The sequence below is a fragment of the Xanthomonas arboricola pv. populi genome (assembly GCF_002939945.1).
GTDB classification, from domain to species: Bacteria; Pseudomonadota; Gammaproteobacteria; order Xanthomonadales; family Xanthomonadaceae; genus Xanthomonas; species Xanthomonas arboricola_A.
Window position 1 is genome coordinate 91,850 of sequence record NZ_MDEB01000007.1, and the last position, 12,749, is coordinate 104,598.

A 12,749-nucleotide genomic window follows, 5' to 3' on the forward strand; every position below is an offset into this window, starting at 1 on the left:
GGCGGGCGGGTCATCGGGCGGACAGCTGGGAGCCGATGCTATGCTGGCCCCACCTGTCCGCCCGCCCCGACTGCCCGTGCTGCGTTGCCTGCTCCGTCTGCTGCTGTGCCTGTGCCTGGTTGCCAATACGGCCACCGGCGCGTGGGCGTCGGTGGGCATGGCACTGCCGGCCATGGCGTCGGCCGGGCCGGCGTCGACCGCCTCGCTGGCGCACGCGTCGATGCCGGCCGCGATGCCATGCCATGAGCAGATGCCGCCGCCCGCTGCAGCGCATACCCCGGACCAGGCCAGGCACGCGCACTTGGCCGATTGCTGCAAGCTGGGCAGCTGCGATTGCCTGCAGCACTGCAGCCTCGCCCTGCTGACCCTGCCTGCGGTGCCCGCGGGTCTGCCTGGCCGCCCCACGCTGCCTGCCACCCTGGCCGAAGGACGCACCAGCCCGGTGCCCGAGCAACCGGTTCGACCTCCCATCGCCTGAACGCTGACGGCTTTGGCCGTCATCGGTCCCGCGTGCGTGTTGCGTGGGCTTTCCTAGCGATGCATGCGTCCGCCTTCGGTGGTGGGCCGCAGAGGAGATGTCATGTCTTTCGATCCTGCTTCTTTCGACCCCCCTTCCAGCGGCGGCCTGAGCCGACGCCGCTTCGTGCAAGGCCTTGCCCTGGGCGGCGTTGCCGCCGCCGGCGGCCTGTGGCGCGGCGCTGCACCTGCCGCCCCCCCGGCGACACCCGAGTTGCGCGGCAGCAGCCAGACGCTGCAGATCGGCCGCATGCCGGTCAACCTCACCGGGCGCCCCCGCCCCGCCATTACCGTCAACCAGAGCCTGCCGGCCCCTACGCTACGCTGGCGCGAGGGCGACACGGTCAGCGTGCGCGTCCGCAATGCACTGGCCAACCAACCCACCTCGGTGCATTGGCACGGCCTGTTGCTGCCGGCCAACATGGACGGCGTGCCGGGGATGAGTTTCGACGGCATCGCGCCGGGCCAGGAATACCACTACCGCTTCGCGCTGCGCCAGTCCGGCACTTACTGGTATCACAGCCATTCGATGTTTCAGGAGCAGGCCGGCCTGTACGGCGCGATCGTCATCGACCCGCTGACACCGCCGCCGTACCGGCACGATCGCGAGCATGTGGTGCTGCTCTCGGACTGGACCGACCTGGACCCGGCCGCGCTGTTCCGGCGGCTCAAGCAGATGCCCAGCCACGACAATTACGCCCAGCGCACGGTGGGCGATTTCCTGCGCGATGCGCGCGACGACGGCCTGCGCGCAACGCTGGCCGACCGCGGCATGTGGGGGCGCATGCGCATGACCCCGACCGACCTGTCCGACGTCAACGCCAACACCTACACCTACCTGCTCAACGGCGTCGCCCCGGCCGGCAACTGGACCGGCCTGTTCAAGCCCGGCGAGAAGGTGCTGCTGCGTTTCATCAACGGCTCGTCGATGACCTACTTCGACATCCGCATCCCCGGCCTGCGCATGACCGTGGTGGCCGCCGACGGCCAGTACGTGCATCCGGTCAGCGTGGACGAGCTGCGCATTGCTGCAGCCGAAACCTTCGACGTGCTGGTCGAACCCATCGGCCAGGACGCGTTTACGTTGTTCGCGCAGGACATGGGCCGCACCGGTTTCGCCTGCGGCACGCTGGCGGTGCGGCATGGGTTGCAGGCGCCGATTCCTGCGCTGGACCCGCGCGCGATCTTGACCATGCAGGACATGGGGCACGGCGATGGAATGCACCATGAGGTACCGCCGATGCACGGCGCCGCCGGGATGCAGGCCGCGCATGCGGGGCATTCCATGCACACGCATGACGCTGCCCCGGCAGATGCGCACGACAAGACGCCACGCCACCCTGCCAGCGAAGAGGGCAATCCGCTGATCGACATGCGCAGCAATGCCACGGCGCCACGCCTGGACGACCCTGGGGTTGGCCTGCGCGACAACGGCCGCCGGGTGCTGCGCTACGCCGACCTGCACAGCCTGTTCGAGGATCCGGATGGACGCGAGCCCGGGCGCGAGCTCGAACTGCATCTGACCGGGCATATGGAAAAATTCGCCTGGTCGTTCGATGGCGTCGCTTTCGCCTCGGCAGAGCCCTTGCGGCTGCAGTACGGCGAGCGGCTGCGCATCGTGCTGGTCAACGACACCATGATGCAGCACCCCATCCATCTGCACGGCATGTGGAGCGATCTGGAAGACGCCGACGGCAATTTCCAGGTACGCAAGCACACCATCGACATGCCGCCCGGCACACGCCGAAGCTATCGCGTCCGCGCCGATGCGCTGGGCCGCTGGGCCTACCATTGCCATCTGCTGTACCACATGGAAGCGGGCATGATGCGCGAAGTGCGGGTGGAGGCATGAGTACGCTTCGTATGCAATGCCTGTTGCTGCTTACGCTGCTGCTAAGCGCATCGGCAACTGCACAGGAGCATCAGCATGCGGCGATGGCGTCATCCGCGCACGCCGATGACGCGCATGCAAAGCAGATGACCGACCCGGCACCAGGCGCCCAGCCGCAGTCATCCAGCCCAACAGGGGCATCGCCGCCATCCGCACAGGTGGGCGCAGATGCAATGCAGATGGATCGTGCGCATCTGCAGCACACGCAGCACTCCCCCGCTGCATCGCCATCGGCAAACGCCGCTGACGGCACGCCTGCGCAACGTCCGGTGCACGCCGACGTTTCGGCGTCGCCGACATCGATGCACCACGCAGGCATGCAGCACGCTGATGTCCAGCACGCCGCACACCAGACCTCTGCGAATCCACAACTGGACCACACCCAGCAATCGCATGCAGACATGGACCACGGCGCAATGGAGCACGCGTCGATGCAGCATGGACAGGCGCAGCACGGGGCGATGGATCACACCGGGATGGAACACGCGCCGCACGCCGAAGCGGCGACGCAAACGCCGGCATCGCCCACCACCAGCGCACTGCCACGCGCGCCGATCCCCGAGCCCACTGCCGAGGAGATCGCTGCGGCATTCGCACCCCTGCAGCACCACGCGATGCACGCGCCAGGCATCAATCACTATGTGTTGCTCGATCGACTGGAAGCCTTCGACACTACGCGCGGCAGTGGCCAGGACTGGGAAGCACGCGCCTGGATCGGTGGCGATATCGACCGGCTCTGGTTGCGCAGCGAAGGCGAGCGGCAGGACGGGCGCACGCAGGCCGCATCGGTGGAGGCGTTGTATGGTCACGCCATCTCGCCATGGTGGGACCTGCTGGTCGGCGCACGTCAGGACATCGGAGCGGGCGAGCATCGCAGCTGGGCCGCCTTCGGCGTGCAGGGACTGGCGCCCTACAAGTTCGAGACCGAAGCCACGCTCTATGTCGGTGGCGGCAGCCGCGCCGCGTTGCGACTGGAGGGCGAATACGAGGTGCTGCTCACCAACCGGCTGATCCTGCAGCCGCGCGTGGAAGCCGACATCGCCCTCACAGACGATGACCGGCGCGGCGTCGACAGCGGGTTGGAGCAGGTCGAGGTTGGCCTGCGGCTCCGCTACGAAATCACCCGCCGCTTTGCGCCCTACATCGGCTGGGTGCACAACCGCAGCTTCGGCGACACTGCCCGACGCGCCGCAATCGAAGAGGAACCAGCGCGCGACAGCCGGTTCGTCGCCGGCGTACGTATCTGGTTCTGAGACAGCCACTATGCGCATGGGCCTGACCGATCGGACCCGGATGCAGGCCCATGCCACGACCTTGAACAGCGCAGGTCGCGCTGTCGCGCACGATCGACCAGAGAGCGACGCCAGACCGCCGACGCGCACGGTGCAGGTGCAGACATACCGACAACCATTGCCCCGCTAACATCGGCGTCCAGTGCCGCCTGACATGCCCGCAATTCCATTAAGGAAACCGCAATGCCTTTGACCGACCTGCAACACATCCCCGGCGCCAGCGCAGCGCCCGCCGACACCGCCGGCTTCGTGTTCAACCACACCATGCTGCGCGTCAAGGATGCGCAGCGTTCGCTGGCGTTCTACACGCACGTGCTGGGCTTCCGCCTGCTGGACGCACGCGATTTTCCCGATGCGCAGTTCAGCCTGTACTTCCTGGCCCTGCTGCCGGACGGTGCGGCAATCCCCGACGACGATGCCGCGCGTCGCCTGTGGATGGCCGGCATCCCCGGCGTGCTCGAGCTCACCCATAACCACGGCACCGAAACCCAGGACGGCCCGGTCTACCACGACGGCAACAGCGAGCCGCGTGGCTTCGGCCACATCTGCATCTCGGCGCCCGACATCCACGCCGCCTGCGCGCGTTTCGACAGCCTCAACGTGCCGTACCAGAAACGCCTGGAAGACGGCCGCATGAAGCACCTGGCCTTCATCAAGGACCCGGACGGCTACTGGGTGGAGATCATTTCCAATACGCCGCTGGCGTAACCCATAGCAAAATGCCCGGGGTTCCCCGGGCATTTTGTTTGAAGCGCGTGAGCTGCCGGCACTTCGCTTTCGAACAGGGTATCTCGACAGAGAGTAAGCCCACACAGTTGGACGCGCGCAGTGCACTTAGATCGGCTAACAAAACTACTGCCCCGCCGTCGGGCGGGTGCGGCCGGTGCTCGGAATCCTCATGTTAGGCATAGATGGCCGGGGCGATGTCCCGCAAGGTCATGCCGCCCATACCCGCATAACCGGGCGGAACATCGCCAGCCATTGCGACGCCGCTCGGCGGCGAGATCGCCACTGCAATAAACGCTTTCATGGATTCCTTCCCCTGGAAAGGGCGTCGCATTGCGTGTCCCCCACGCAATGCGACATGACACTGTCAGATCGCGCGGACAGCGATCAGCGGCACAGTGCTTTGGTCCATCAGACAACGATCCGCAGTCGGCTAGAACACTCAGTTGCGGACTGAGTGTGAGCGCATCGCGCGCAATCGGCAGTCGGGGCGGTCCCCACATCTGTAGGGACCGCCCCGCAAGTGGCGCTTATCTACGCATGCAGCAGTCCGCCGCGACTGCGCTGCCACTCGCATGGCGGACGCAGTGCGGTAAGCGTGTGGACCAGCTCGCGATAGGTGCCGGCCAACTGCGCGAACAGACCTGCATCGCTGTAACGCGTGTCGGCCACTTCGAAATACGCGCCGCGGCCCAGCTCGATGAAATAGTCGACACTGAGCCGCCGGCGCTGCGCGATCCCGGGAAACAGCCCTGCAATCAGCAGGCATTGATCTCCGATGTCCCGTAATGCATCCGCCCGCAGACTGCCGCTCTGGTCCTGCGCATGCAACCAGGCCAGCGCCTGGGTGCGCGAAAACAGCTGCGCGTCGCGCTGCAGGCGCAGCAACACGAAGACCAGATAGTGCTCGCGCGATTCGTCCAGCGGACGTGCAATCCGCTGCCCCGCCTCACGTATCAACGCCTGCCACAACTCCGCCGGCGCGCCCTGTTTGAAAGACTGGTGCATACGTCCTCCTGCGTGATGGGACCCTCGCAGGAAGCGTATGCATAACCTGGGCCATTGCGTTGGCAGCCGGGTCCGTCGTCTGCCAATCTTGCATCGCTGCGGCACCGATAGTGCCCCGAGCGCGGTTGCACTAAGAGCGGCCAACAAAACTCCTGCGCAGCCGCCAGGCGGGCGCGGTCGGTGCTCGGCATGTACCATGCGTACACTCCGGTTCTGAGCGCGCACGCACTCACCTGACGACCGCTCGCTACGTTTTGTTAGCCGCTCCAAGCGGCGCCCCATCTACCCTTGGGCGATGCCAACGATCAGCCACCCGTACCCTCACCCGAGGTCGGAGTGTGCGACCAAGGGAGACAAAGAAACGTAGCGGGCAGTCGTTGGGCAAGCGCGGTGGAACCGCCGTGCATGATGGTAGATGCCGCACCCGGTAGCGACTGCACTCATTGCAATGAGCGCAGCCCTTCTACCAACCGCGCTTACTCCACCGTCACCGACTTGGCCAGGTTACGCGGCTTGTCCACATCGGTGCCGCGTGCCAGTGCGGTGTGATACGCCAGCAGTTGCACCGGGATGGTGTGGATCACCGGCGACAGCACGCCGGCGTGGCGCGGGGTGCGGATCACGTGCACGCCTTCGGACTCGCTGAAGTGGCTGTCCTGGTCCGCAAACACGAACAGCTCGCCGCCGCGTGCGCGCACTTCCTGCATGTTGGACTTGACCTTCTCCAGCAGGCGGTCATTGGGTGCGATCACCACCACCGGCATCGCCGCATCCACCAGCGCCAGCGGGCCGTGCTTCAACTCGCCGGCCGGATACGCTTCGGCGTGGATATAGGAGATTTCCTTGAGCTTGAGCGCGCCTTCCAGCGCGATCGGGTAATGCAGGCCGCGGCCGAGAAACAGTGCGTTTTCCTTGACCGAAAAACGCTCGGCCCAGGCCATGATCTGCGGCTCCAGATTCAGCGCGTGCTGCACGCTGCCGGGCAGAAAGCGCAGCTGCTCCAGATAGTCCGCTTCTTCGGCATCGCTGATGCGTCCCTGCAATTTGCCCAGCACCATGGTCAGCTGGAACAGCACCGCCAGCTGCGTGGTGAACGCCTTGGTCGAGGCCACGCCGATCTCGGCACCGGCGCGCGTGTAGCAGACCAGTTCGCTGGCGCGCGGGATGGCGCTTTCGGGCACGTTGCAGATCGACAGCGTGTGCAGATGCCCCAGCGACTTGGCGTACTTCAGCGCTTCCATCGTGTCCAGCGTTTCGCCGGATTGGGAGATGCTGACGATCAGATGTTTCGGGTTGGCGTAGGCGGCGCGATAGCGGTATTCGCTGGCGATCTCCACGCTGCACGGCAGCCCGGCGATGGCCTCGATCCAGTAGCGCGCGGTCATGCCGGCGTAGTAGCTGGTGCCGCAGGCCAGGATCTGCACGCCTTCGATGTCGCGCAACACCGCTTCGGCAGTCGGGCCGAACAGGGAGGGAGGGAACCCTTTCGCATCGATCGCCGCTTCGATGGTGTCGGCCAGCGCACGCGGCTGCTCGTGGATTTCCTTCTGCATGAAATGGCGGAACGGACCCAGTTCCAGCGATGCCAGCGAGACGTCCGACAGATGCAGCGGGCGTTGGACCGGCGCGTCGTTGCCATCGAAGATGCGCACGCCCTCGCGGCGCAAGTCGGCGGTGTCGCCCTCTTCCAGGAAGATCACCTGGCGGGTGGCCTGCACGATGGCCGAGACATCGGAAGCGACGAAGTTTTCGCCCTCGCCCACGCCGATGAGCAGCGGGCAGCCCATGCGCGCGCAGACGAAGCGCTCCGGTTCGGCCTGGCTCATCACCGCCAGCGCATAGGCACCGGTGAGCTCCTTGACGGTGCGCTGCAGCGCGGTCAACAGGTCGCCTGTGCTACCCAGATGGTGATGGATCAGATGCGCGATGACTTCGGTATCGGTCTGCGACTCGAAGGTATAGCCGAGCGCGCACAGCTTCTCGCGCTGCTGTTCGTGGTTTTCGATGATGCCGTTATGCACCAATGCCACGCCCGCACTGATGTGCGGGTGCGCATTCGCCTCGGTGACACCGCCATGGGTGGCCCAGCGGGTGTGGCCGATACCCAGCGTTGCGCCGAACTGCTCGGCCTGCGCCGCCTGCGCCATCTCCGCCACGCGCCCGGTGCGGCGCACGCGGCGTACCTGCGCGCCATCGAGCACGGCGATGCCGGAAGAATCGTAACCGCGGTACTCCAGATGCTTGAGTCCTTCGATCAGGACCGGGACCACATCGCGCCCGGCGATCGCTCCGACAATGCCGCACATAGGACAACCCTTGAGGACGAAGCCGCGCATTTTAGCGTGTCCGCTCTTGTCCGCTGCATGACCGTGCCCGGACAGCATGTCCGCACCGGTGTCCGCGGACACTGCGGACACTGTCCACCAGCCCCTAAAATCCATTGCTTTCAACGACTTGAAGATTGGCACACGTCCTGCTGTATCGCAGTGACGCCACCGAGCCAGCCGACCATGATTCGCGATACCTCCGCTCAGGACCAGGTTCTCCGTACATCCGCCCAGCGCGCGCCCTGGCGCCGCTGGCTATGGCCCGGCGTCGCTGCAGTCGCGGTACTGGCCGGCATCGGCTGGGCGGTCGCCGCATGGAGCGCCGGCAGCCGCTCGTTCGATGCCAGCCGGGTGCGTATCGCCACGGTCAGCCAGGGCGACCTGGTGCGCGACATCGCTGCCGACGGCCGCGTCATCGCCGCCAACAGCCCGGTGCTGTACGCCATCTCGGCCGGCACGGTGACGCTGAGCGTGGTGGCCGGCGACGTAGTCAAGCAGGGCCAGGAGCTGGCGCGCATCGACAGCCCGGAGCTGCGCAGCAAGCTGGCGCAGGAACAGGCCACGCTGGCCGGCCTGGAAGCCGAGTCCAGCCGCGCCGCGCTGGATGCCACGCTGGCGCGCGCCAACGCCAGCAAGCTCACCGACCAGGCCAAGATCGACAAGCAGGCCGCCGCGCGCGACCTGGAGCGCTACCAGCGCGGCTACGATGGCGGCGCCGTGCCGCAGGTGGAACTGGCCAAGGCGCAGGACACCTTGAAGAAGACCGACATCGACCTGCAGCACGCCGAGCGGGATGCGTCCCTGAAGAGCCAGGGTGCGGACCTGGATTCGCGCAACAAGCGCCTGCTCGCCGACCGCCAGCGCGCGGTGGTGGCCGAGGTGCAGCGCCAGGTCGATGCGCTGACGCTGCTGTCGCCCTTCGATGGGCAGGTCGGCCAGGTGCAGGCGGTGCAGCACACCCAGGTCGCGGCGAACGCGCCGATCCTGGGCGTGGTGGACCTGTCCAAGTTCGAAGTCGAGATCAAGGTGCCGGAAAGCTTTGCGCGCGATCTGGCGATCGGCATGCCGGCGCAGCTCACCAGCGGCAGCGGCCAACCGTTCCCCGGCGCCATCTCGGCGGTGTCGCCGGAGGTGGTCAACGGCGAAGTCACCGCGCGCATCCGCTTTGCCGACAAGCAGCCGCCCGGCCTGCGCCAGAGCCAGCGCATGAGCGCACGCGTGGTGATGGACACGCGCCGCAACGTGCTCAAGGTCGAGCGCGGCCCGTTCGTCGAACAATCCGGCGGTAGCTACGCCTATGTGATGGATGGCAACACCGCGGTGCGCCGACCGGTGCGCATGGGGGTCAGCAGCCTGGGCGAGGTACAGGTGCTGTCCGGGCTGCAGGTCGGCGACCGCGTGGTGGTCTCCGGTGCAGACAACTTCGGTGATGCACCGCGCGTCACTGTCCACTAATTCGTTCTTCCCACCTTACTTCGCAAAGGAATCGGCAATGCTCAAGATGCAATCGGTCTCCAAGGTCTTCCGCACCGAACAGGTGGAAACGCACGCGCTGCGCTCGCTGGACCTGCATGTGCGCGAAGGCGAATTCGTCGCGGTCACCGGTCCTTCCGGCTCGGGCAAGACCACCTTCCTCAACCTGGCCGGGCTGTTGGAGACCTTCACCAGCGGGCAGTACCTGCTCGACGGCGAAGACGTCAGCCATCTGTCCGACGACGCCCGTTCGCGCCTGCGCAACCGCAAGATCGGGTTCATCTTCCAGGGCTTCAATCTGATTCCCGACCTCAACCTGTTCGACAACGTCGATGTGCCGCTGCGCTATCGCGGCATGGCTGCGGCCGAGCGCAAGCAGCGCATCGAAGACGCCTTGACCAAGGTCGGTCTGGGCTCGCGTTTGAAGCACTACCCCACCGAGCTGTCCGGCGGTCAGCAGCAGCGTGCTGCGATTGCGCGCGCACTGGCCGGCAGCCCGCGCCTGCTACTGGCCGACGAACCCACCGGCAACCTCGACTCGCAGATGGCACGCGGGGTGATGGAACTGCTGGAAGAGATCAACAGCCAGGGCACCACCATCGTGATGGTCACCCACGACCCGGAACTGGCCGCACGCGCGCAGCGCAACGTGCATATCGTCGACGGCCAGGCCACCGATCTGGAACGCAACCCTGCCCTGATGCGCGCGCGCGACAGCGCACCCACCCTGGCCGAGTAAGAGGCACACCCCATGTTCGGCTACTACTTCAATCTCGCGTTACGCAGCTTCCGCCGCAACAAGGTGCTCACCGCGCTGATGGTGCTTGCGATCGCGCTGGGCATCGGCGCCAGCATGACTACGTTGACGGTGTTCTACGTGCTGTCCGGCGATCCGATTCCGCAGAAGAGCGATCGGTTGTTCAGCGCCTTGGTGGACCCATACCCCAAGGCAGGCTATCAGCCGGGAGAAGAGCCTGGCGACCAGGTCACTCGCTTCGATGCCGAAACGCTGCTGCGCGAAAAACGTGCAAAACGGCAAGCACTGATGACCGGCGGAAGAGTGGCGATCGAGCCCGACAAGAACGGCATGACTGCCTTCAAATCGGAAGTGCGCTTTACGTCGGCAGATTTCTTCCCGATGTTCGAAACGCCTTTCCTGTATGGCCAGGGCTGGTCGGCCGGTAGCGACGAGGGGCATGAACGCGTTGCGGTGATCACCAAGGAACTCAACGACAAACTGTTCGACGGCAGCAACAGTGTCGGCCGCGACCTGCGCATGGACAAGAACACCTTTCGTATCGTTGGTGTTCTCGATGACTGGAAAGTCAATCCACGTTTCTATGACCTCAGCAACAGCTACGGCTCGAGCGAGCAAGTGTATCTGCCGTTTTCCGTGGCAATGGATCTGAAGATGGATCATTACGGCGGTACGAATTGCTACGGTAAAAACGACAACAGCGATCAGACAGCGCTCAACGCATCCTGCACATGGATGCAGTATTGGGTGGAGCTTGACAGCCCAGCGCAGGCTGGCGACTACAAAGCCTACCTGGATAACTACTCCGATCAACAGCGCGCTGCAGGGCGTTTCGAACGTCCGAACAATACCCGCCTGCGCAACGTGATGGAGTTGCTGGACTACAAGGAAGTGGTCCCTAGCGACGTCCGCCTGCAGCTGTGGCTGGCGATGGGCTTCCTGCTGGTGTGTCTGCTCAATACCGTAGGTTTGCTACTAGCCAAGTTCCTGCGCCGCAGTGGAGAGATCGGCGTGCGTCGCGCCCTGGGTGCTTCACGCGGTGCCATCTTTGCGCAATGCCTGGTCGAGGCAGGAAGCATCGGACTTGCGGGCGGCGTTGCAGGGCTTGGGCTGGCATGGTTGGGTTTGTGGGTCGTGCGCCAACAACCTGTCGACTACGCCAAGCTTGCGCATCTGGATCCGAAGATGTTGTTGCTCACCTTCGCATTGGCGCTCGTTGCCAGTCTGTTGGCCGGCTTGCTGCCCTCCTGGCGTGCCATCCAGGTTGCGCCCGCGCTACAGCTCAAAGCGTCCTGACCACCAAGCCCGCCGCCCTGCGGCGGGCACGGCCTCTTATCCGAAGGTACCGCCCATGGACATCCGCCCCATCATTTCCACCCTGCGCCGTCACAAGACCGCAGCAGCATTGATCGTGCTCGAGATCGCACTCGCCTGCGCAATCATCTGCAATGCCATGTTTTTGATCGGCAACCGCATCGAGACGCTGCAGCAACCCAGCGGCATCGCCGAATCGGAACTGGTCAGCGTCCAATTGGGGGGCATCGGCACCCAGGTCAATGCAGAAGCGCGCACCCGTGAAGACCTGGCTGCACTGCGCAGCCTGCCAGGTGTCCGCAGCGCGATCGTCATCAATCAGATTCCCTTTGTTCATTACTCATGGAACAGCAGCATCTCTCTGACGCGTGAACAAGAGCGCCAGACACTTAGCGCTGCGCAATACATGGCCAGCGAAGGCACCCTCGGCACGCTTGGCCTGCAACTGGTGGCAGGGCGCGATTTCACCGCAAGCGAATTCATCGATATGGCACAGGCCAATAACGACAGGTCCATCGATGAAAAAGGCCTTTCAGTGATCATCACCCAGCGCATGGCTGCCAAGCTGTTCCCCTCGCAAAATGCATTGGGAAAGACGGTTTACGCAGGCGATACTGCACTCCACATCATCGGCATCGTGCAGACACTGGCACGCCCCACCAACAATAGTGAAGGCGGTGTTGATCAAAGCGATTACTCGATGTTGCTACCACTGCGCATCGACTACACCGCAGGCCAATACATTATCCGTGTCACCGACCCAACGCGGCGGGCAGAGGTGTTGCAATCCGCCGTCGCTGCACTGATGAAATTGGACAATAGCCGGCTGGTCCTGAAACAGGAAACGTACAGCGAAATCCGTGCGGAATATTTCGAGAATGATCGCGCAATGGTGTGGCTACTCAGCGCAGTCTGTATCGCGCTGCTGATCGTCACCGCGCTGGGCATCGTGGGCCTGGCCAGCTTCTGGGTGCAGCAACGCACCAAGCAAATCGGTATCCGGCGTGCCCTGGGTGCCACACGCGGCCAGATCCTGCGCTATTTCCAGATCGAAAACTTCCTACTGGCCTCGGTCGGTATCGTGCTCGGCATGCTGCTGGCTTACTCGATCAATGTCTGGCTGATGGCCCGCTACGAATTGCCGCGCCTGCCGCTGCTGTATCTGCCGATCGGCGCACTGCTGCTCTGGGCGCTGGGCCAGATCGCCGTGTTCTGGCCCGCACGTCGCGCCGCGCTGGTACCGCCCGCGGTGGCCACGCGTAGCGCGTGATGCGCGTCAGCGCCTGCCTCGCCCTGACATCTGGCGTTGCGCCGTGACCTGCGCTTGAGGTCGGCATCGACGCATATCCGCCGCCGACCTCATCGCATTGGTCAGACGATCACTACATTGCCGGAATCAGCCCCGCCTGGCTGAGGCCTGTCAGGCACGCGCAGTCCCGCGTTGC

11 protein-coding genes and 1 other RNA gene are annotated in these 12,749 nt (G+C 64.9%); 9 read left to right on the plus strand and 3 right to left on the minus strand.

Features of this window, described 5'->3' with window-relative positions; all coding sequences use genetic code 11:
• Positions 1-76: 76 nt before the first annotated feature.
• The 4 genes from XaplCFBP3123_RS17055 (at position 77) to gloA (ending at position 4,407) form a co-directional block, all read left to right on the plus strand.
• On the plus strand, positions 77-478 hold the full coding sequence (locus XaplCFBP3123_RS17055) for a CopL family metal-binding regulatory protein (RefSeq protein WP_104535112.1): 402 nt from the start codon (positions 77-79) through the stop codon (positions 476-478).
• Between the two features lie 81 nt (positions 479-559).
• On the plus strand, positions 560-2,368 hold the full coding sequence (locus XaplCFBP3123_RS17060) for a copper resistance system multicopper oxidase (RefSeq protein ID WP_301182408.1): 1,809 nt from the start codon (positions 560-562) through the stop codon (positions 2,366-2,368).
• Between the two features lie 218 nt (positions 2,369-2,586).
• Complete coding sequence (locus XaplCFBP3123_RS17065) at positions 2,587-3,660, plus strand: copper resistance protein B (RefSeq protein WP_429001639.1); 1,074 nt, start codon at positions 2,587-2,589, stop codon at positions 3,658-3,660.
• A gap of 222 nt (positions 3,661-3,882) precedes the next feature.
• Positions 3,883-4,407 carry a lactoylglutathione lyase gene (gene gloA / locus XaplCFBP3123_RS17070; protein WP_104535114.1) on the plus strand — a complete coding sequence of 175 codons (525 nt, stop codon included), beginning with the start codon at positions 3,883-3,885 and terminating at the stop codon, positions 4,405-4,407.
• Positions 4,408-4,600: 193 nt separating this feature from the next.
• On the opposite strand, the gene XaplCFBP3123_RS21815 is transcribed toward gloA, so the two are convergent.
• Both XaplCFBP3123_RS21815 and XaplCFBP3123_RS17075 read right to left on the minus strand, forming a co-directional pair.
• The gene (locus XaplCFBP3123_RS21815) at positions 4,601-4,729 is read right to left on the minus strand and encodes a hypothetical protein (RefSeq protein ID WP_301182409.1); all 129 of its coding nucleotides are present in this window, start codon (positions 4,727-4,729) and stop codon (positions 4,601-4,603) included.
• A 230-nt stretch (positions 4,730-4,959) separates the two neighbouring features.
• A complete protein-coding gene (locus XaplCFBP3123_RS17075) occupies positions 4,960-5,433 on the minus strand; it encodes a hypothetical protein (protein ID WP_104535115.1) in 474 nt (157 codons plus the stop codon).
• 189 nt (positions 5,434-5,622) lie between these two features.
• On the opposite strand from XaplCFBP3123_RS17075, the gene XaplCFBP3123_RS17080 reads away from it, so the two are divergent.
• Positions 5,623-5,696: non-coding RNA, sX9 sRNA (locus tag XaplCFBP3123_RS17080), on the plus strand.
• Positions 5,697-5,909: 213 nt separating this feature from the next.
• Here XaplCFBP3123_RS17080 and glmS read toward each other — a convergent pair.
• On the minus strand, positions 5,910-7,739 hold the full coding sequence (gene glmS, locus XaplCFBP3123_RS17085; RefSeq protein WP_104535116.1) for a glutamine--fructose-6-phosphate transaminase (isomerizing): 1,830 nt from the start codon (positions 7,737-7,739) through the stop codon (positions 5,910-5,912).
• A 204-nt stretch (positions 7,740-7,943) separates the two neighbouring features.
• Between glmS and XaplCFBP3123_RS17090 the strand changes: the two genes are divergently transcribed.
• From XaplCFBP3123_RS17090 to XaplCFBP3123_RS17105, 4 genes are read left to right on the plus strand one after another with little or no spacing between them, the layout of a single operon-like run.
• Positions 7,944-9,215 (plus strand): efflux RND transporter periplasmic adaptor subunit, encoded by a 1,272-nt coding sequence (locus XaplCFBP3123_RS17090; protein ID WP_104535117.1) that lies wholly within the window; start codon positions 7,944-7,946, stop codon positions 9,213-9,215.
• Between the two features lie 37 nt (positions 9,216-9,252).
• Positions 9,253-9,972, plus strand: a complete 720-nt coding sequence (locus XaplCFBP3123_RS17095) for an ABC transporter ATP-binding protein (protein ID WP_104535118.1) — start codon at positions 9,253-9,255, stop codon at positions 9,970-9,972.
• Between the two features lie 12 nt (positions 9,973-9,984).
• The gene (locus XaplCFBP3123_RS17100) at positions 9,985-11,286 is read left to right on the plus strand and encodes an ABC transporter permease (protein WP_104535119.1); all 1,302 of its coding nucleotides are present in this window, start codon (positions 9,985-9,987) and stop codon (positions 11,284-11,286) included.
• Between the two features lie 55 nt (positions 11,287-11,341).
• Entirely contained in the window at positions 11,342-12,574 is a 1,233-nt protein-coding gene (locus tag XaplCFBP3123_RS17105) for an ABC transporter permease (RefSeq protein WP_104535120.1), read from the plus strand.
• The last annotated feature ends 175 nt before the right edge of the window (positions 12,575-12,749 follow it).

Coding starts and splice junctions, on each gene's coding strand:
- XaplCFBP3123_RS17065 (WP_429001639.1), top strand. CDS start 2,587: ATGGATCGTGCGCATCTGCAGCACACGCAGCACTCCCCCGCTGCATCG.
- gloA (WP_104535114.1), top strand. CDS start 3,883: ATGCCTTTGACCGACCTGCAACACATCCCCGGCGCCAGCGCAGCGCCC.
- XaplCFBP3123_RS21815 (WP_301182409.1), bottom strand. CDS start 4,729: ATGAAAGCGTTTATTGCAGTGGCGATCTCGCCGCCGAGCGGCGTCGCA.
- XaplCFBP3123_RS17075 (WP_104535115.1), bottom strand. CDS start 5,433: ATGCACCAGTCTTTCAAACAGGGCGCGCCGGCGGAGTTGTGGCAGGCG.
- glmS (WP_104535116.1), bottom strand. CDS start 7,739: ATGTGCGGCATTGTCGGAGCGATCGCCGGGCGCGATGTGGTCCCGGTC.
- XaplCFBP3123_RS17090 (WP_104535117.1), top strand. CDS start 7,944: ATGATTCGCGATACCTCCGCTCAGGACCAGGTTCTCCGTACATCCGCC.
- XaplCFBP3123_RS17095 (WP_104535118.1), top strand. CDS start 9,253: ATGCTCAAGATGCAATCGGTCTCCAAGGTCTTCCGCACCGAACAGGTG.
- XaplCFBP3123_RS17100 (WP_104535119.1), top strand. CDS start 9,985: ATGTTCGGCTACTACTTCAATCTCGCGTTACGCAGCTTCCGCCGCAAC.
- XaplCFBP3123_RS17105 (WP_104535120.1), top strand. CDS start 11,342: ATGGACATCCGCCCCATCATTTCCACCCTGCGCCGTCACAAGACCGCA.